This is a genomic window from Pseudomonas iridis, assembly GCF_017980685.1.
GTDB lineage: Bacteria > Pseudomonadota > Gammaproteobacteria > Pseudomonadales > Pseudomonadaceae > Aquipseudomonas > Aquipseudomonas iridis.
On the sequence record NZ_JACXXO010000021.1, the window covers coordinates 49,233 to 67,244 of the forward strand.

At 60.6% G+C, this 18,012-nt stretch carries 15 protein-coding genes and 1 pseudogene; 6 read left to right on the top strand and 10 right to left on the bottom strand.

Translation table 11 applies throughout. The annotated features are described in order from the left end of the window. Positions 1 to 4: 4 nt before the first annotated feature. Positions 5 to 1,114, bottom strand: a complete 1,110-nt coding sequence (ribBA, locus tag IEQ42_RS24500; RefSeq protein ID WP_210705776.1) for a bifunctional 3,4-dihydroxy-2-butanone-4-phosphate synthase/GTP cyclohydrolase II — start codon at positions 1,112 to 1,114, stop codon at positions 5 to 7. Positions 1,115 to 1,183: 69 nt separating this feature from the next. Between ribBA and IEQ42_RS24505 the strand changes: the two genes are divergently transcribed. Continuing rightward, positions 1,184 to 1,480 (top strand): DUF1330 domain-containing protein, encoded by a 297-nt coding sequence (locus tag IEQ42_RS24505; RefSeq protein ID WP_210705778.1) that lies wholly within the window; start codon positions 1,184 to 1,186, stop codon positions 1,478 to 1,480. Positions 1,481 to 1,603: 123 nt separating this feature from the next. Here the strand turns inward: IEQ42_RS24505 and IEQ42_RS24510 are convergent, their stop codons facing one another. The 7 genes and pseudogenes from IEQ42_RS24510 to IEQ42_RS24540 form a co-directional block, all read right to left on the bottom strand. Then, complete coding sequence (locus IEQ42_RS24510; RefSeq protein ID WP_150592145.1) at positions 1,604 to 2,167, bottom strand: NUDIX hydrolase; 564 nt, start codon at positions 2,165 to 2,167, stop codon at positions 1,604 to 1,606. 1 nt (position 2,168) lies between these two features. Beyond that, positions 2,169 to 2,933 (bottom strand): GntR family transcriptional regulator, encoded by a 765-nt coding sequence (locus IEQ42_RS24515; RefSeq protein WP_042559512.1) that lies wholly within the window; start codon positions 2,931 to 2,933, stop codon positions 2,169 to 2,171. A gap of 58 nt (positions 2,934 to 2,991) precedes the next feature. Next, positions 2,992 to 3,381 (bottom strand): carboxymuconolactone decarboxylase family protein, encoded by a 390-nt coding sequence (locus IEQ42_RS24520; RefSeq protein WP_210705780.1) that lies wholly within the window; start codon positions 3,379 to 3,381, stop codon positions 2,992 to 2,994. A 131-nt stretch (positions 3,382 to 3,512) separates the two neighbouring features. After that, positions 3,513 to 3,998 carry a flavin reductase family protein gene (locus IEQ42_RS24525; RefSeq protein WP_210705782.1) on the bottom strand — a complete coding sequence of 162 codons (486 nt, stop codon included), beginning with the start codon at positions 3,996 to 3,998 and terminating at the stop codon, positions 3,513 to 3,515. A gap of 12 nt (positions 3,999 to 4,010) precedes the next feature. Continuing rightward, positions 4,011 to 5,492: pseudogene (locus IEQ42_RS24530) on the bottom strand (aldehyde dehydrogenase). Then, positions 5,489 to 6,322, bottom strand: coding sequence for an alpha/beta fold hydrolase (locus IEQ42_RS24535; RefSeq protein WP_210705784.1), 834 nt, complete (start codon positions 6,320 to 6,322; stop codon positions 5,489 to 5,491). Before IEQ42_RS24535 ends, IEQ42_RS24530 begins: the two are co-directional and overlap by 4 nt. Positions 6,323 to 6,353: 31 nt before the next feature. Then, positions 6,354 to 6,944: an amino acid synthesis family protein gene (locus IEQ42_RS24540; protein WP_003225712.1), complete on the bottom strand. Its 591-nt coding sequence runs from the start codon at positions 6,942 to 6,944 to the stop codon at positions 6,354 to 6,356. 464 nt (positions 6,945 to 7,408) lie between these two features. Between IEQ42_RS24540 and IEQ42_RS24545 the strand changes: the two genes are divergently transcribed. Next, entirely contained in the window at positions 7,409 to 8,452 is a 1,044-nt protein-coding gene (locus tag IEQ42_RS24545) for a WD40/YVTN/BNR-like repeat-containing protein (RefSeq protein ID WP_210705786.1), read from the top strand. Then, a complete protein-coding gene (locus IEQ42_RS24550) occupies positions 8,449 to 10,833 on the top strand; it encodes an efflux RND transporter permease subunit (RefSeq protein WP_210705788.1) in 2,385 nt (794 codons plus the stop codon). Before IEQ42_RS24545 ends, IEQ42_RS24550 begins: the two co-directional genes overlap by 4 nt. 262 nt (positions 10,834 to 11,095) lie before the next feature. Here the strand turns inward: IEQ42_RS24550 and IEQ42_RS24555 are convergent, their stop codons facing one another. Continuing rightward, entirely contained in the window at positions 11,096 to 11,815 is a 720-nt protein-coding gene (locus tag IEQ42_RS24555; RefSeq protein WP_150592137.1) for a FadR/GntR family transcriptional regulator, read from the bottom strand. 187 nt (positions 11,816 to 12,002) lie between these two features. Continuing rightward, complete coding sequence (locus tag IEQ42_RS24560; RefSeq protein ID WP_042559504.1) at positions 12,003 to 13,739, bottom strand: IlvD/Edd family dehydratase; 1,737 nt, start codon at positions 13,737 to 13,739, stop codon at positions 12,003 to 12,005. 193 nt (positions 13,740 to 13,932) lie between these two features. Here IEQ42_RS24560 and IEQ42_RS24565 point away from each other — a divergent pair, with 193 nt between their 5' ends. From IEQ42_RS24565 to IEQ42_RS24575, 3 genes are all read left to right on the top strand, one after another. Next, entirely contained in the window at positions 13,933 to 15,255 is a 1,323-nt protein-coding gene (locus IEQ42_RS24565; protein ID WP_210705790.1) for an MFS transporter, read from the top strand. A gap of 134 nt (positions 15,256 to 15,389) precedes the next feature. Next, complete coding sequence (araD1, locus tag IEQ42_RS24570) at positions 15,390 to 16,382, top strand: AraD1 family protein (protein WP_210705792.1); 993 nt, start codon at positions 15,390 to 15,392, stop codon at positions 16,380 to 16,382. Between the two features lie 9 nt (positions 16,383 to 16,391). Beyond that, a complete protein-coding gene (locus IEQ42_RS24575; RefSeq protein WP_210705795.1) occupies positions 16,392 to 17,972 on the top strand; it encodes an aldehyde dehydrogenase (NADP(+)) in 1,581 nt (526 codons plus the stop codon). The last annotated feature ends 40 nt before the right edge of the window (positions 17,973 to 18,012 follow it).

An 18,012-nucleotide genomic window follows, 5' to 3' on the forward strand; every position in this document is an offset into this window, starting at 1 on the left:
CGGGTTATTCGCTGAAGGGGATGCTCTCGACCACCTCCAGGTCATATCCGGTCAGGCCGGCATACTTCAACGGCGGCCCCAGATGCCGCAGCTTGCCAACCCCAAGGTTCTGCAAAATCTGCGCTCCGGTTCCCACTTCAGAATAGATCCGCGATTGCGAGCGGCTGAACTGCCGTGGCGGTTGAATCAGTTGCGGAACCCGCTCCAGCAGCGCCTGCGAAGACTCATGATTGGCGAGCACCACCACAACACCATGCCCCTCTGCCGCAACCCGTTGCAGCGCCGCCCACAGCGTCCAGTTGCTTGGCCCGCTGTAGTCGGCGCCGACCAGATCGCGCAGCGGATCGATCACATGCACGCGCACCAGCGTCGGTTCTTCCCGGCGCAAATCCCCCATGACCATCGCCATGTGCACGCCGCCCTCGATGCGGTCCTCAAACGTGATCAGGCGGAACGTGCCATGCACTGTCGGCAAATCGCGTTCGCCAATACGTTCGATGGTGTGCTCGGTGCTCAAACGATGGTGGATCAGGTCGGCAATGGTGCCGATCTTGATTCCGTGCTGGCGCGCAAACACTTCCAGATCCGGGCGACGTGCCATGGTGCCGTCGTCGTTCATCACTTCGACAATGACCGAGGCCGGCGTAAAACCGGCCAGTCTGGCCAGATCGCACCCCGCCTCTGTATGGCCTGCACGGGTCAGCACGCCACCTTCCTTGGCGCGCAGTGGAAAGATGTGGCCGGGCTGCACCAGGTCTTCGGCGCGGGCGTCCTTGGCCACGGCAGCGGCAACCGTGCAGGCGCGGTCGGCGGCGGAAATACCGGTGGTCACGCCAACCGCCGCTTCAATCGACACGGTAAACGCGGTGCTGAACACGCTGCCATTGCTCGGCACCATTTGTTCAAGCCCTAGCCGCTGGCAATGTTCGTCGGTCAACGTCAGGCAGATCAGGCCGCGTGCTTCACGGGCCATGAAGCTGATCGCCTCGGGCGTGCAACAGTCGGCGGCCAGCAACAGGTCGCCTTCGTTTTCCCGATCTTCGTCATCGACCAGCAGGACCATTTTGCCGAGGCGATAATCTGCGATGATTTCTTCGATGCTGTTGAAGGCCATGCTGGACTCTCAGTGTTTGTTGGAAATATTATTGGTATACCATAATACATAATCGACAGAGAGGTCACTATGAAGGCGTACTGGATTGCTCACGTAGACATTGCCGATCCCGACCACTACAGCCAATACACCCAGCGCGCGCCGAAGGCATTCGCCGAGTTTGGCGGGCGGTTTCTGGCCAGAGGTGGTCGCAGCGAGGCGATGGAAGGACGCCAGGCACCGCAACGCAGCGTGGTGATCGAGTTCGAGAGCTTTGAGAAGGCTGTGGCGTGCTACCACTCAGCGGCGTATCAGGAAGCGAAAAGTTACCGCGAAGAATGGGCGAAGGCGGAAATCATCATTGTTGAAGGCGTTGCCCCGATGTAAGCAACACCACTTCACCCTGTGGGAGCGAGCCTGCTCGCGAAGGCGGTCGTTCATTCAACATTTGTATCGACTGACCCGACGCCTTCGCGAGCAGGCTCGCTCCCACACGGGGATAGGTGGGGATCAGCGGATAAAGTGAATCTTGCCGCTGTCATCATTGCCCACATAGATCCCGTAAACCCCGGCCTGGCGTTCCTCGATATAGCGTTCGAGGATCTGCCGGATCGCCGGGTAATAGATCTGCTCCCACGGGATGTCCTCGGGGGCGAAGAATTTATAGTCGAGGGTTTCCGGCCCGAACTGGCCGGTGATCTCCAGCGCGATAGCGCGAAAGATGATGTACACCTCGCTGATCTTCGGCACGCTGAAAATCGAGTAGGGCGAGAGGATTTCCGCGCGAACGCCGCTTTCTTCCCAGACTTCACGCAGCGCGGCCTGCTCGGTGGTTTCGCCGCTTTCCATGAAGCCTGCGGGCAGCGTCCAGGTGCCCGGGCGCGGGGGAATTGCCCGTTGGCACAGGAGGTACTTGCCGTCCTGCTCAATGATGCAGCCGGCAATGATCTTCGGATTGACGTAGTGGATGAAGCCGCAACCGCGGCACATCAGGCGCTCGTGCGTATCGCCCGGCGGTACCTGCTGACCGAGATCAGGTCCACCGCATTTTGGGCAAAAGCTCGGGCTGAACATGTCAGTGACCTATACGAGGTTCTTTGAGCGGGATGGGCAGGGTGATCGGTGGCGTGCCTTTGACAGCGATGCCGGTTTCTTCCTGCTTGCGCTTGAGGTAGTCCAGAGCAACGGCAGCGGCAGCGCGAACGTGGTCCACGCAAGCCTGATGCGCCAGCAGCGGATCGCCGCTCTTGATCGCCTCGACCATTTTTTCCATTTCCTGGTTACTCGCGCCGCGACGGTTTTCCTGAGACACCGAGGTCGCGCGCAGGTAGCTGATGCGTGCCTGCAACTGACGCAATTGCGTGGCCGCGACGTGGTTGCCCGAACCTTCCAGCAGCACATCGTAGAAACCTTGTACCGAGTCGATCACTTGCTGCAATTCGCCGTCCTTGAGCGCCTTGCGGTTCTCATCGAGGGCTTTCTCCAGGGCTTTGATGTCCTTGGCTTTGGCGCGCAGGGTGAACAGCTGCACGATCAGGCCTTCCAGCACGCAACGCAGTTCGTAGATATCGACAGCGTCGGCGAGGGTGATGATGGCGACGCGCGGCCCCTTGGCATCGGCGAACTCCACCAGGCCTTCGGATTCGAGGTGACGCAAGGCTTCGCGCACCGACGTGCGGCTGACGCCCAGACGATCGCACAGATCGCGTTCGACCAGGCGGTCGCCCGGCAGAAGCTGGAAGTTCATGATGGCGCTTCGCAGTTTATCCAGCACGATTTCGCGCAGGGTAACGGGGTTGCGATTGACCTTGAAGCTGTCGTCGAGTGGCAGGCGTTTCATGGGGTCCGCTCTTTACTATGGCTGTCCATGCCAGACGGGCATCAAAACAGCCGAGGGGTTAACTGGAGGCCTCGGCGTCGGCGTCGGCAAAGGCTTCGCGGGCCAGCCGGAAACTGTCCACGGCCGCCGGGACGCCGCAATAAATGCCGACTTGAAGCAGAATTTCGCGTATTTGCTCACGACTCAGGCCGTTACGCAAGGCGCCACGCACATGCAGCTTGAGTTCGTGCGGGCGGTTGAGCGCCGAGATCATCGCCAGGTTGATCATGCTGCGCTCCTTGAGCGACAAACCCTCGCGACCCCAGACATGGCCCCAGCAGTATTCGGTGACCATTTCCTGCAACGGGCGGGTGAAGTCATCGGCGTTCTCTATTGAGCGTTGCATATAGGCTTCGCCCAATACCTGAGTGCGGATTTTCAGGCCTTTTTCGTACTTTTCATTGTTCATGATGTTCGCCTCAACTCGATCCCTGTGGGAGCTGGCTTGCCAGCGATAGCGGTAGATCACTCAACATTGATATCGAATGTGATGCCGTCATCGCTGGCAAGCCAGCTCCCACAGGGTATTGTGTGAATCCGTCAGGCCAAGGTTGGTAGGGGACCCAGCTTGCCCTTGTGATAAATCATCGGCGTCACCGGTTGTGCCGGCAGAATCAGATTCTTCACCGCGCCAACGATGATCGCGTGATCGCCACCATCGTATTCGCGCCACAACTCGCACTCGATGATCGCCGTAGCCCTGGCCAGAATCGGGTTGCCCAGTTCGCTCAAATGCCACTCGATGTCTTTGGCCTTGTCCTTGCCTTTACCGGCAAAGGCGTAGGCCTCGGCAGTCTGCTCGGCTGAGAGCAAGTGAATGGCGAAGCGCTTGCTGTCGCGCAAGATCGGGTAGGTGTCGGAGGCGTAGTTGGGGCAGAACAGCACCAACGCCGGGTCAATCGACAGGGCGCTGAAGGCGCTCGCGGTGATGCCGACGATGCCGCCGTCCGGGTCGAGGGCGGTGACCACCGTGACGCCGGACGGAAATGAGCTCATCACGTCTTTATATATGCCGGGTTCGATCATGTCGCAGGTCTCCTAGCGCATCACAAACGGATCAGGCATTGGCGCCTGAGAAAGGTTGATCCACACCGTTTTCAGTTCGGTGTAAGCCAGCACCGAATCGATGCCGCTTTCGCGTCCATAGCCACTGTTCTTGAAGCCACCGATCGGTGCCATCGCCGACACTGCGCGGTAGGTGTTGACCCAGATGATCCCCGACCGCACATCCCGAGCCAGACGATGGGCACGGCCCAGGTCACGGGTCCAGATGCCGGCGGCGAGACCGAACTGTGAGTCGTTGGCAATCGCCAGCGCTTGGGCTTCATCTTTAAAGCGAATAACTGATGCGACAGGGCCGAAGACTTCTTCCTGCATGATTTTCATCGAATTGCTGTCGCACTCGAACAGTGTCGGCTCATAGAACCAGCCATCACCGAGCCCCGTCGGGCGCTTGCCACCGGTACGCAAAATCGCACCTTCGGCGAGGGCATCGGCAACCAGACCTTCAACCACCGCGAGCTGCTGCGCGGTGGCCATCGGGCCCATTTCACTGCTGTCTTCCTGCGGATTGCCGATGCGAATGCGCCGGGCGCGCTCCACCAGTCGACTGACGAACTCGTCGTAGATTTCGTCCTGCACCAACAGTCGCGAGCCGGACACACAACTCTGACCGGATGCCGCTTAAATCCCGGCAATCGCCCCGTTGATCGCGCTGTCCAGGTCGGCGTCGGCGAAGATGATGTTCGGCGATTTGCCGCCCAGTTCCAGCGACAGCTTGGCGAAGTTCTCGGCACTGCTGCGCACCACATGCCGTGCTGTGGCCGCGCCGCCGGTGAAGGCGATCTTGCGGATCAGCGGATGACGGGTGAGGGCGGCGCCGGTACTCGGGCCGTAACCGGTAACGACGTTGACCACGCCCGGCGGGATCCCGGCTTCGAGGGCCAGGCGCGCCAACTCAAGGATGGTCGCCGAAGCATGTTCGGACGGCTTGATCACAATCGTGTTGCCGGCGGCGAGGGCCGGGGCGAGTTTGATCGCAGTCAGATAGAGCGGGCTGTTCCAGGGAATGATCGCGGCGACCACACCCATGGCTTCGTGAACCGTGTAGGCGAACAGATCCGGCTTATCCAGCGGCAAGGTGCCGCCTTCGAGCTTGTCCGCCAGGCCTGCGGTGTAATGGAAAAACTCTGGCAGATAGCTGACCTGACCACGGGTTTCGCGGATCAGTTTGCCGTTGTCGCGGCTTTCCAGTTGCGCCAGGTGTTCCTTGTTTTCGGCAATCAGGTCGCCGAGACGACGCAGCAGTTTGCCGCGTGCGGTGGCGGTCAGGCCACGCCATGCCGGGCTGTCGAACGCGGTTTGCGCCGATTGCACGGCGCACTCGACATCCGCTTCATCGGCGTCGGGCAGCTCGGCCCAGGCTTGGGCCGTGGCCGGGTTGAGGCTTTCGAAAGTCTTGCCGGAGAGGGCATCGACCCATTCTCCGCCGATGCACATCTGGAAGCGTGCGAGCGTCATGCAACGATCCCCTTTATTTGATTTTGTCGGGAGTGCGCGAATTCAAGAAATTCCAGCAATGTCTGGTTGACCAGACGCGGCGACTCTACGGGCATCATATGCCGTTGCTCGGGCAGCACGGCAACCTTGGCGCCGGGGATGCGCAGGGCCAGTTGCTCGGCCATCTCCGGGGTCGAGCCCGGATCGAGCTCACCGGTGGCAATCAGCGTCGGCGCCTGAATGCTGCCCAGGTCGTCGGCGCGATACATGTCTTGCGTGGCGAACAGCTCGTAAGTGGTCAGGTAACCCTGCGGATCGTTGTTGGCCAGGGTTTGCCGCAACGCGGCGATCTGCGCCGGATTCGCCGCCTGATATTCACGGCTGAACCAGCGTGAAAGCGCCGCTTCGGCATTCGCGTCGGGCCCGTGTTCGGCGGCTTGCGCAGTGCGGGCGATGACGCCGGCGCGCTGCTCTTCGCTGCGGTTGAACACGCTGTTGAGCACCACCAGGCTTTGCAGGCGCTGTGGGTAATGCAGGGCAAATGCCCGCGCCACCAGGCCGCCCATGGAAAAACCGATCACCGCCGCCTCAGGCAAGTTCAGGTGATGGAGCAGCTCCAGCAACTGGTCGGCGTAACCGAGCAGGTTGGTGCCACTGGCCGGTCGCGGACTCGCGCCATGGCCGAGCATGTCGTAGGCGATCACCTGATATTGGCTGGCGAGGCCGACAATCTGGCCGCCCCACATTTCTTTGTTCAGGCCCACGCCGTGGATCAAAACCACGGGCTGGCCTTGGCCGGTCGCCAGGTAACTGGTGCCAGCCGGGGTGAGTTCAGCGGTGAGCCGAATCATGGAGCGCTCCTGCTTGCCTTTTTTATTGTGGTTACTGGGCTTTTTCGGCGGCCAGTTCTTCCAGATCGATGTAACGGTTACCGATGCGCGGGTGCAGACGACCACCGTCGGCGCAACCCAGCACAACGACGATTTCATCGGCACGCGGCGCGTCTTCGATCTGCATTTCCAGGGTGATGTAGTGCGAACGCAGGCCTTCGTCGTCCTTGTGCATCATCGGGATCTGAATCGAGGTACCCGGGCCGCCGCGCTTGTTGGTGAAGCTCAGATAGCTCTTGGCCTTGACCGCTTCGCGGTAGTGGTTGCCGAAGCGCAGGGTGTGGATCACGGCGGAGGCGTGTTCGATCTCGCCATCAGCGCCGACCACAGCGGCTTTGCCGTAGGCCTCGATTTTTTCTGCACCGCCAATGATCCCGACCAGACGCTCGACCATCAACGCGCCGAGATCGGAGCAATTGGCGCGGATCTGCGGCTTGAGGTCCTCCACAAAGCCGTTGCCCACCCAGGGGTTTTTCATCACCACGGCGAGGCCAACCATGGTCACTGGCTTGTCGGTGGCTTTGCCGCCTTCGATGAAGGTTTCTTCGACATAGCTGACGATCTTGCGAATTTCGAAACTCATGAGCTGCTCCGGTGGGGGGGGTTGAAAGTGTCTTCCCGTCTGATGGTATACCATAATACCTATCGCGCAAGTCCCTCTCGCAAGATTCGCCTCATCCATCCGGCGAATGGCGCTGTATTCAGCCGCCACCCCACATCCCCAATTCGCCTCAGGCCCCTGTGGGAGCGAGCCTGCTCGCGAAAGCGGTGGGTCAGCCAATAAAGAGGGTGACTGTTACCCCGCATTCGCGAGCAGGCTCGCTCCCACAATGGAAATCACTGGCAGCAGAAGCCTGTGTGCGGTTAACAAAAGATAACGTGGCGCCGATTGTCAGACGTTTCCAAAGCCCGATAGGATGAGCCAGCTTCCGAAGGGGCTCTGGATTGCGGGTTTCAGGACTACGCTTCTGACCAGCGATCGCTCGAACACCCTTGCGGCGCCCTTTAAGGCCAAATGGCCTAACAATAATAAATAGGGGAAGGTCTATGAGTCGTTGCCGCCCGCCGGCGTTACGCAACACCGCGTTGCTGGCCACAGCACTCTCGATGCTGGGCTTTGCCATGTTGTCGGCACCTGTGATTGCCGCCCAGGCTCCAGCCGATGTGGTTTATGCCACCGAATCAGCCAAAGCCGCGAAAAGCCTCATTCTTGACGTCGTCCACGCTGGCGCCCGTTTGGTCGCCGTCGGGGATCGCGGGCACATTCTGTATTCCGATGACCAGGGCAAGACCTGGACGCAGGCCAAGGTGCCGAGCCGGCAGTTGCTGACGGCCGTGTATTTTGTCGATGACAAGCACGGCTGGGCGGTCGGCCATGACGCGCAGATTCTCGCCAGCGAGGACGGCGGCCTGACCTGGACCAAACAATTCGAAGACCTCAAACGCGAATCGCCGCTGCTCGACGTCTGGTTCAAGGACGCCAGCAGCGGCTTTGCCGTGGGCGCTTACGGCGCGCTGCTGGAAACCACCGATGGCGGCAAAAACTGGGAAGACGTCAGTGACCGCCTCGATAACGAAGACCAGTTCCACCTCAACGCCATCGCTGCAGTGAAAGACGCCGGGCTGTTCATCGTCGGCGAGTCGGGCAGCATGTTCCGCTCCGCCGACGAGGGCCAGACCTGGGAAAAACTCGAAGGCCCATACGAAGGCTCGCTCTTCGGCGTGATCGGCACTGCTCAACCGCAGACGCTGCTGGCTTATGGCTTGCGCGGTAACCTCTACCGCTCAAGCGATTTTGGCAGCAACTGGGAACAGATCGAGCTGAAAGCCGCGCGCGGAACACTGGAGTTCGGCCTTTCCGGCGCTGCCTTGCTCGACGACGGCTCCATCGTCATCGTCGGCAACGGCGGTTCCGTGATCAGCAGCAGCGATAACGGCGAAACCTTCAGCGTGTTCAACCGCCCGGATCGCATATCCCTGTCGTCGGTGACCGCCGCCGGCGATGGCAACCTGATTCTGTCCGGGCAGGGTGGCGTCCACATCACGCTGCCGAACGGCGCCGAGATCAATAATAAGAAGGCGGGGCTATGACTTCCTTGAACACGCAAAACCAGGAAAAGGCGACGTTCCTCGAGCGCCTGATTTTCAACAACCGCCCGGCTGTGATCCTGATCTGCCTGGTGGTGAGCATTTTCCTGTTCTGGCAGGCCACGTTGATCCGGCCGTCCACCAGTTTCGAAAAAATGATCCCGCTGCAGCATCCGTTCATCGAAAAGATGATGGAGCATCGCAACGATCTGGCGAACCTGGGCAACACCGTGCGGATTTCGGTGGAAGCCACTGATGGCGACATCTTCTCCAAGGAGTACATGGAGACCCTGCGCCAGATCAACGACGAGGTGTTCTACATCTCGGGCGTTGACCGCTCCGGGCTAAAGTCGCTGTGGAGCCCGAGCGTGCGCTGGACCGAAGTGACCGAGGAGGGTTTCGCCGGCGGTGAGGTGATTCCGCAGAGCTACAACGGCTCGCAGGACAGCCTCGATCTGCTGCGCAACAACGTGCTCAAGTCCGGTCAGGTCGGCCGTCTGGTGGCCAACGACTTCAAGTCGAGCATCGTCGACATCCCGCTGCTGGAGTCCTACCCGGACCCGCAGGATCAGGGCAAGTTGCTGGCGCTGGATTACCGCAAGTTCTCCCATGAGCTCGAAGACAAGATCCGCAACAAGTTCGAAGCGCAGAACCCGAACATCAAGATCCACATCGTCGGTTTCGCCAAGAAGGTCGGCGACCTGATTGACGGTCTGGTGATGGTGGTGCTGTTCTTCGGCGTCGCCTTCGTGATCACCCTGATTCTGCTGCTGTGGTTCACCAACTGCGTGCGCAGCACCATCGCGGTACTTAGCACGACGCTGGTGGCGGTGGTCTGGCAACTCGGCTTGATGCACTTCTTCGGCTTCGGACTCGATCCGTATTCGATGCTGGTGCCGTTCCTGATTTTCGCGATCGGCATCTCTCATGGCGTGCAGAAGATCAACGGTATCGCTCTGCAATCCAGCGAGGCGGACAACGCACTTACGGCTGCACGACGCACGTTCCGGCAACTGTTCCTGCCGGGGATGATCGCGATTCTCGCGGATGCGGTGGGCTTCATCACGCTGCTGATCATTGACATCGGTGTTATCCGTGAACTGGCCATCGGTGCGTCCATCGGTGTGGCGGTGATCGTGTTTACCAACCTGATCCTGTTGCCGGTCGCCATCTCCTATGTCGGCATCAGCAAACGCGCTATCGCCAAGAGCAAGAAGGACGCGAACCGCGAACATCCGTTCTGGCGCTTGCTGTCGAACTTTGCCAGCCCGAAAGTTGCACCGATCTCCGTAGCGCTGGCGCTGGTCGCCTTCGGTGGTGGCCTCTGGTACAGCCAGAACCTGAAAATCGGCGACCTCGACCAAGGCGCGCCGGAGTTGCGTCCTGATTCGCGCTACAACAAGGACAACAACTTCATCATCAGCAATTACTCGACCAGTTCCGACGTGCTGGTGGTGATGGTCAAGACCAAGGCTGAAGGCTGCTCACGTTTTGAAGCCATGGCGCCGATCGATGAGCTGATGTGGAAGATGCAGAACACCGAGGGCGTGCAGTCGGCGATCTCGTTGGTGACTGTGTCCAAGCAGATGATCAAAGGCATGAACGAGGGCAACCTGAAATGGGAAACCCTGTCGCGCAACCCGGACGTGCTGAACAACTCGATTGCCCGTGCTGATGGTTTGTACAACAACAGTTGCTCGCTGGCGCCGGTGCTGGTGTTCCTCAACGACCACAAGGCGGAAACCCTTGATCGTGCGGTGCATGCGGTGCAGGAATTCGCCAAGGACAACAACAAGGACGGCCTGGAATTCATCCTTGCGGCGGGTAACGCCGGCATCGAAGCGGCCACCAACGAAGTCATCAAACAGGCCGAGTTGACCATCCTGATTCTGGTGTACATCTGTGTGGCGGTGATGTGCATGATCACCTTCCGTTCATGGGCGGCGACCTTGTGCATCGTGCTGCCGCTGGTACTGACTTCGGTACTCGGCAACGCGCTGATGGCGTTCATGGGCATCGGTGTGAAAGTGGCGACGTTGCCGGTGGTGGCGCTGGGCGTGGGTATCGGCGTCGACTACGGGATCTACATCTACAGCCGTCTGGAAAGTTTCCTGCGTGCCGGTCTGCCGTTGCAGGAAGCCTATTACCAGACCCTGAAATCCACCGGTAAAGCGGTGCTGTTCACCGGTCTGTGCCTGGCCATCGGCGTGTGCACCTGGATCTTCTCGGCGATCAAGTTCCAGGCCGACATGGGCCTGATGCTGACCTTCATGCTGCTGTGGAACATGTTCGGTGCGCTGTGGCTGCTGCCGGCACTGGCGAAGTTCCTGATCAAGCCAGAGAAACTGGCAGGGCAGAAGGGCAATTCGCTGTTTGCGCATTGATCTGAAGGGCTGAAACGACAGAGCCGCAACCTTAGGGTTGCGGCTTTTTTTGTGGATCAAGATCAAGAGCCCCTCACCCTAGCCCTCTCCCGGAGGGAGAGGGGGCTGACGGCGGTGTCTTTCGCCACACACCGACCTGAAAGACCGAGCCGATTATGGATTCAAAGCAAATCGTTCAAGTCGGTGTAGATCTCAAATATCCCCCAATCAGTCCCCTCTACCTCTGGGAGAGGGCTAGGGTGAGGGCAAGCGATCTAAAGCCTTAAGAAAGCTCAGCCCCCAACACAACACTCAACGCACTGCGCGCATCATCCAGCTGCACCAACGTCGCATGCCGCGCCCCCAGCGCATCGCGATTTTCAATGGCCGTCAAAATCGCCTTGTGCCGCGGCAACGCCAATTCATGCAGGTTCGGCCGCTGATTCGAATGCTTCAGCGCCTCGGCAATCGCCACCGACAACATGTTGCACAGGTTCGCCAACAAATCATTGTGCGTTGCATCGGCAATCCTGCTGTGAAAGTCCAGGTCCGGTTGCAGCAGTGCTTCCGGCGTCGGCGCCGCCTCCATGCGTTGGTAGGCTTCGCCGATGGCGGCGATGTCGGCATCGGTCGCATGCTGGGCGGCGAGGGCGGCGGCGGCAGGTTCGATGATGCTGCGCACGCTGGTCAGCACGTTGAAAAACTCGTTCTGCGGGCTGCTTTGCATCAGCCAGTGCAACACGTCCGGGTCGAGCATGTGCCATTCGCGGCGCGCCTTGACCACCGTGCCGACGCGCGGCTTCGAATACACCAGACCCTTGGCCACCAACACCCGCGTGGCTTCGCGCAACACCGGCCGGCTGACCGCGTACTCCTCGCACAACAAGGCTTCGGCGGGCAGTTTGTCATCGGGCAAAAAGCGTCCGGAGACGATCTGCTTGCCCAGTTCCTGGACAATGCGCGAGTGCATGCTTTTGCGGTCGGAAGGTTTACGGTAATCCATGGGGGGCGGCGCGATCCTGAGCGATGGAGATGCCGCGCATCATAGCAGGCACGGCATAATCTTGAGGCAGACACAGAAACCAAATGTGGGAGCGAGCCTGCTCGCGAAGGCGGCATATCAGTCAGATAGATGTCGAATGACACTCCCTCTTCGCAAGCAGGCTCGCTCCCACAGGGGGACGGCGGTGTTAGTGAGAGTGGCGGGGTACTTCCGCCCCACGGCAACCTACCAGGAAGTCAAAGTCACAGCCCTGATCCGCCTGCAACACATGGTCGATGTACAGCTGACGATAACCGCCCACCAGCAACTGTTGCGGTGGTTGCAGATCGGCCATACGCGCCGCCAGTTCGGCATCCGGAATGTCCAGGTGCAAACGGCCAGTGGCGCAATCGAGTTCGATCCAGTCGCCTTCCTTCACTGTGGCCAACGGCCCACCGGCTGCCGCTTCCGGCGCCACGTGCAAAACCACCGTGCCGTAAGCCGTGCCGCTCATCCGCGCATCGGAAATACGCACCATGTCGGTCACGCCTTGAGCCAACAGCTTGGCCGGTAGGCCCATGTTGCCGACTTCGGCCATGCCCGGATAACCCTTCGGCCCGCAGTTCTTCATCACCAGAATCGAGTTGGCATCAACATCCAGTTCCGGATCATTGATTCGCGCTTTGTACATGTCGAAGTTCTCGAACACCACTGCACGACCACGATGCTGCATCAGTTCGGCGCTGGCGGCGGACGGCTTGAGCACCGCGCCCAGTGGCGCGAGATTACCGCGCAGCACGCAGATACCGCCGTCAGCACGAATCGGGTTGTCGAGCGTGCGGATCACTTCGTCTTCGCCATAGATCGGCGCGTCCTTGGTGTTCTCGCCGATGGACTTGCCGTTGACGGTCAGGGCATTCGGATGCGGAATCAGGTTGGCTTCACCGAGGCGGCGCAGCACGGCTGGCAAGCCACCGGCGTAGTAGAACTCTTCCATCAGGAAACGCCCGGACGGTTGCAGATCGACGATGGTCGGCATGCCGCGGCCGATGCGGGTCCAGTCGTCCAGATCCAGTTCGACGCCAATGCGCCCGGCGATGGCTTTCAAGTGAATTACGGCGTTGGTCGAACCACCGATGGCGGCGTTGACGCGAATGGCGTTTTCGAAGGCCTCCTTGGTCAGGATCTTCGACAGTTTCAAATCCTCGCGAACCATCTCCACCGCACGCATGCCGGACATGTGCGCCAGCACATAGCGCCGCGCATCCACCGCTGGAATCGCCGCGTTGTGCGGCAGCGAAGTGCCCAGTGCTTCGGCCATGCACGCCATGGTCGACGCCGTGCCCATGGTGTTGCAGGTGCCCGCCGAACGCGACATGCCGCCCTCGGCCGCGAGGAAATCGTCAATGGTGATGGTACCGGCCTTGACCTGTTCGCTGAGCTGCCAGACCACGGTGCCGGAGCCAATGTCCTTGCCCTTGTGCTTGCCGTTGAGCATCGGCCCGCCAGTGACGACGATGGCCGGCACGTCGCAACTCGCTGCGCCCATGAGCAGCGCCGGAGTGGTTTTGTCGCAACCGGTCAGCAGCACCACGCCGTCAATCGGGTTACCGCGAATCGCTTCCTCAACGTCCATGCTCGCCAGGTTGCGGGTGAGCATGGCGGTCGGGCGCAGGTTGGATTCGCCGTTGGAGAACACCGGGAATTCCACCGGGAAGCCACCGGCCTCGATCACCCCGCGTTTGACGTGCTCCGCGATCTGGCGGAAATGCGCGTTGCACGGGGTCAATTCCGACCAGGTGTTGCAGATGCCGATGATCGGCTTGCCATGAAACTGGTGGTCGGCGATGCCCTGATTCTTCATCCAGCTGCGGTACATGAAGCCGTTCTTGTCGGCCGTGCCAAACCATTGGGCGGAGCGCAGGGTGGGTTTCTTATCAGACATGATCGATTCTCTTATTGTATGACTATAGTGTTCCAGCGATGGCCTAACATAAGCTCAAATTCGACGGTTTGGAAGTGTTGTTGGGTAATTAGTATTACTATATAGTCGTTTTCGACGGAGGGATGGTCCTGGCGGTTTTCCGCGAGAGGCGTCCCCCGAGGTTCTATAAAAACAACAATCGGAGACCGATCTCATGAGCCAGGAATTGCGCCTGATACGGCGCATCACACTGAAACTGATTCCCTTCCTGATCCTGCTGTACCTGATCGCCTATGTGGATCGCTCCGCCGTCGGCTTCGCCAAGCTGCACATGGGCGCCGACATCGGCATCGGCGATGCGGCCTATGGCCTCGGTGCCGGGCTGTTCTTCATTGGTTATTTCCTGTTCGAAATCCCCAGCAACCTGATGCTCGAACGCTTCGGCGCGCGGCGCTGGTTCGCGCGGATCATGATCACCTGGGGCGCGATCACCATCGGCATGGCCTTCGTCCAGGGCCCCCACAGCTTCTATGTCATGCGCTTTTTGCTCGGCGCGGCAGAGGCAGGGTTCTTCCCCGGCGTTCTCTACTACATCACCCAATGGTTCCCGGTGCGCCATCGCGGCAAGATCCTCGGGCTGTTCATTCTTTCGCAACCCATCGCCATGATGATCACCGGTCCCGTGTCCGGCGGTTTGCTGGGCATGGACGGCATTCTCGGCCTGCACGGCTGGCAGTGGCTGTTCATCGTCATCGGCACCCCGGCGATCCTGCTGACCTGGCCGGTGCTGCGCTGGTTGCCTGACGGTCCGCAACAGGTGAAGTGGATGGATCAGGCCGAGAAAGACTGGCTGACCGGCGAACTGAAAAAGGATCTGCAAGCGTACGGTCAGACCCGTCACGGCAATCCTTTGCATGCGCTGAAAGACAAGCGCGTGTTGCTGCTGGCGCTGTTCTATCTGCCGGTGACCCTGAGCATCTACGGCCTCGGCTTGTGGCTGCCGACGTTGATCAAACAGTTCGGTGGCAGTGATCTGGTGACCGGATTCGTATCGTCGGTGCCGTACATCTTCGGGATCATCGGCCTGCTGATCATCCCGCGCAGTTCCGATCGCTTGAACGACCGCTACGGACATTTGGCGGTGTTGTATGTGCTGGGCGCGATTGGCTTGTTCCTCAGTGCCTGGCTCTCGTTGCCGGTGGCGCAACTGGCGGCGCTGTGTCTGGTGGCGTTTGCACTGTTTTCCTGCACGGCGGTGTTCTGGACGCTGCCGGGGCGGTTCTTTGCCGGTGCGAGTGCGGCGGCGGGGATCGCGCTGATCAACTCGGTGGGCAACCTCGGCGGCTACATCGGGCCATTCGTGATCGGGGCGCTGAAGGAACACACCGGCAATCTGGCTTCGGGGTTGTACTTCCTGTCGGGGGTGATGGTGTTTGGGCTGATTCTGACTGGCGTGGTGTATCGCGTGCTGGAGCGTAAACACGTGTTGCCGGCTGACCAGTTTGCCGCGAGTGCCCGCGGTGCCACACGCACCTGACACGCCCCTGTGGGAGCTGGCTTGCCAGCGATGGCGGCGGCACATCCGACATGGATGTGTCTGACAGATTGCTATCGCTGGCAAGCCAGCTCCCACAGGGATCTGCGGTGTTTTTGAAGGAATAGGAGAAAAACATGCATCTGGTTCAATTCGAATTGAGTAACGGCGAACGCCGCGTCGGCGTGGTCGAAGGCGCTGTGGTGCGCGAAGTGCAGGACGCCCGCAGCGTGCGTGATCTGGCCCTTGCCGCCATCGAAGCCGGCGGCACTTTGGAGCAGCAAGTCAAAACCCTCGGCCTGGGCAGCAGCCACGACTATGCGCAATTGCTCAAAGACCTGCGCATTCTGCCGCCGCTCGATCACCCGGACCCGGCGCACATGCTGGTCAGCGGCACCGGTCTGACGCATCTGGGCAGCGCCTCGGCCCGCGACAAGATGCACCAGCAGGCCGGTGACGAAACCGCGATGACCGACACCATGAAAATCTTCAAATGGGGCGTCGAGGGCGGTAAGCCGGCGGCGGGGCAGGCCGGTGTTCAGCCGGAATGGTTCTACAAGGGCGACGGCAGCATCGTCGTGCGCCCCGGCGAAGCCTTCCCGTTGCCGCCGTTTGCCGAAGACGCAGGTGAAGAGCCGGAGATGGCCGGCCTGTACATCATCGGTCACGACGGCAAGCCGTATCGCCTGGGGTTCGCCGTCGGCAACGAGTTCTCCGATCACGTCATGGAGCGCAAGAACTACCTGTACCTGGCCCACTCGAAATTGCGCAGTTGCAGTTATGGTCCGGAACTTCGCGTCGGTGAGCTACCCCAACACCTTGCGGGTACCAGCCGCATCCTGCGTTACGGTGAAGTGCTGTGGCAGAACGAGTTCCTCAGTGGCGAGGCCAACATGTGCCACAGCCTGGCGAACCTCGAATACCACCACTTCAAGTACAGCCAGTTTCTGCGCCCGGGCGACGTGCACATTCACTTTTTCGGCACCGCGACCTTGTCGTTCGCCGATGGCATTCGCACCCAACCGGGTGACGTTTTCGAAATCAGCCAGGCCGAATTCGGCGCACCGCTGATCAATGGCATCGCCCCGGTTCAGGCTGTTTTCGAACCGGACAGCATTGGCACCCTTTAAGGAGATCCCATGACTCAGATTCTCGGTCACAACTACATCGGCGGTCAGCGTAGCGCTGCCGGCAACGTCAAACTGCAAAGCGTTGACGCGGCGACGGGCGAACAACTGCCTCACGATTTCATCCAGGCCACGGCCGAAGAAGTTGACGCCGCCGCCAAAGCCGCCGCTGCCGCCTACCCGGCCTATCGCAGCCTCAGCGCTGAGCGTCGTGCGCAGTTTCTCGACGCGATTGCCGACGAACTGGACGCGCTCGGCGATGATTTCGTCGCCGTGGTCTGCCGCGAAACCGCGTTGCCGGCTGGGCGCATTCAGGGCGAACGCGGTCGCACCAGCGGCCAGATGCGTTTGTTCGCCAAAGTGCTGCGCCGTGGCGATTTCTACGGCGCGCGGATCGACCTGCCGTTGCCGGATCGCCAGCCATTGCCGCGCCCGGATCTGCGTCAGTACCGCATCGGCCTCGGTCCAGTCGCCGTGTTCGGCGCGAGCAATTTTCCGCTGGCTTTTTCAACTGCCGGTGGCGACACCGCATCGGCACTCGCTGCCGGTTGCCCGGTGGTGTTCAAGGCGCACAGCGGTCACATGGCCACGGCCGAACTGGTGGCTGATGCACTGATTCGTGCGGCGGAAAAAACCGAGATGCCAGCGGGTGTGTTCAACATGATCTATGGCGGTGGCGTCGGCGAGTGGCTGGTCAAGCATCCGGCGATTCAGGCTGTCGGTTTCACCGGCTCGCTCAAGGGTGGACGTGCGTTGTGCGACATGGCGGCGGCACGCCCGCAACCAATCCCGGTGTTTGCCGAGATGTCGAGCATCAACCCGGTCATCGTCTTGCCGCAGGCGCTGGCCACTCGCTCGGAAAGCGTCGCTCGCGACCTCACCGCGTCGGTCGTGCAGGGCTGCGGTCAGTTCTGCACCAATCCGGGTTTGGTCATCGGTATTCGCTCGCCAGAGTTCAGCGCCTTCGTGCAACAGGTTGCAGGGCTGATCGGCGACCAACCGGCGCAAACCATGCTCAATGCCGGCACCCTTGGCAGTTACGGCAACGGCTTGCAGAAGCTGCTCGCGCACCATGGCATCGAGCATCTGGCCGGCAATCCGCAGCAGGGCAATCAAGCGCAGCCGCAGCTGTTCAAAGCGGATGTCAGCCTGTTGATCAACGGCGATGAAGTGCTGCAGGAAGAAGTCTTCGGCCCAACCACGGTGATTGTCGAGGTGGCTGATCAGGCGCAACTCAGTGCCGCATTGAACGGTTTGCACGGGCAGCTCACGGCGACGATCATCGGCGAGCCGGCGGACTTCCAGGACTTCGCGGAGTTGACGCCGCTGCTGGAGCAGAAGGTCGGGCGCATCCTGCTCAACGGCTATCCGACCGGTGTCGAGGTGTGTGATTCGATGGTCCATGGCGGCCCGTACCCTGCGACGTCCGATGCCCGTGGCACTTCGGTCGGCACACTGGCCATTGATCGCTTCCTGCGTCCGGTGTGTTTCCAGAACTACCCCGACAGCTTGCTGCCGGAACCGCTGAAAAACGCCAACCCGTTGCGCATCCAGCGCCTGGTGGATGGCAAGCCTTCGCGCGAAGCATTGTAAGGCAACACGCATAACCTGTGGGAGCTGGCTTGCCAGCGAT

Excerpts from the sequence above, each read along its gene's own strand:
- IEQ42_RS24525 (WP_210705782.1), bottom strand. The coding sequence starts at position 3,998 with ATGATCGAACCCGGCATATATAAAGACGTGATGAGCTCATTTCCGTCC.
- IEQ42_RS24555 (WP_150592137.1), bottom strand. The coding sequence starts at position 11,815 with ATGGATTACCGTAAACCTTCCGACCGCAAAAGCATGCACTCGCGCATT.
- IEQ42_RS24565 (WP_210705790.1), top strand. The coding sequence starts at position 13,933 with ATGAGCCAGGAATTGCGCCTGATACGGCGCATCACACTGAAACTGATT.
- IEQ42_RS24545 (WP_210705786.1), top strand. The coding sequence starts at position 7,409 with ATGAGTCGTTGCCGCCCGCCGGCGTTACGCAACACCGCGTTGCTGGCC.
- araD1 (WP_210705792.1), top strand. The coding sequence starts at position 15,390 with ATGCATCTGGTTCAATTCGAATTGAGTAACGGCGAACGCCGCGTCGGC.
- IEQ42_RS24540 (WP_003225712.1), bottom strand. The coding sequence starts at position 6,944 with ATGAGTTTCGAAATTCGCAAGATCGTCAGCTATGTCGAAGAAACCTTC.
- IEQ42_RS24520 (WP_210705780.1), bottom strand. The coding sequence starts at position 3,381 with ATGAACAATGAAAAGTACGAAAAAGGCCTGAAAATCCGCACTCAGGTA.
- IEQ42_RS24515 (WP_042559512.1), bottom strand. The coding sequence starts at position 2,933 with ATGAAACGCCTGCCACTCGACGACAGCTTCAAGGTCAATCGCAACCCC.
- IEQ42_RS24560 (WP_042559504.1), bottom strand. The coding sequence starts at position 13,739 with ATGTCTGATAAGAAACCCACCCTGCGCTCCGCCCAATGGTTTGGCACG.
- IEQ42_RS24550 (WP_210705788.1), top strand. The coding sequence starts at position 8,449 with ATGACTTCCTTGAACACGCAAAACCAGGAAAAGGCGACGTTCCTCGAG.
- IEQ42_RS24505 (WP_210705778.1), top strand. The coding sequence starts at position 1,184 with ATGAAGGCGTACTGGATTGCTCACGTAGACATTGCCGATCCCGACCAC.
- IEQ42_RS24535 (WP_210705784.1), bottom strand. The coding sequence starts at position 6,322 with ATGATTCGGCTCACCGCTGAACTCACCCCGGCTGGCACCAGTTACCTG.
- ribBA (WP_210705776.1), bottom strand. The coding sequence starts at position 1,114 with ATGGCCTTCAACAGCATCGAAGAAATCATCGCAGATTATCGCCTCGGC.
- IEQ42_RS24510 (WP_150592145.1), bottom strand. The coding sequence starts at position 2,167 with ATGTTCAGCCCGAGCTTTTGCCCAAAATGCGGTGGACCTGATCTCGGT.
- IEQ42_RS24575 (WP_210705795.1), top strand. The coding sequence starts at position 16,392 with ATGACTCAGATTCTCGGTCACAACTACATCGGCGGTCAGCGTAGCGCT.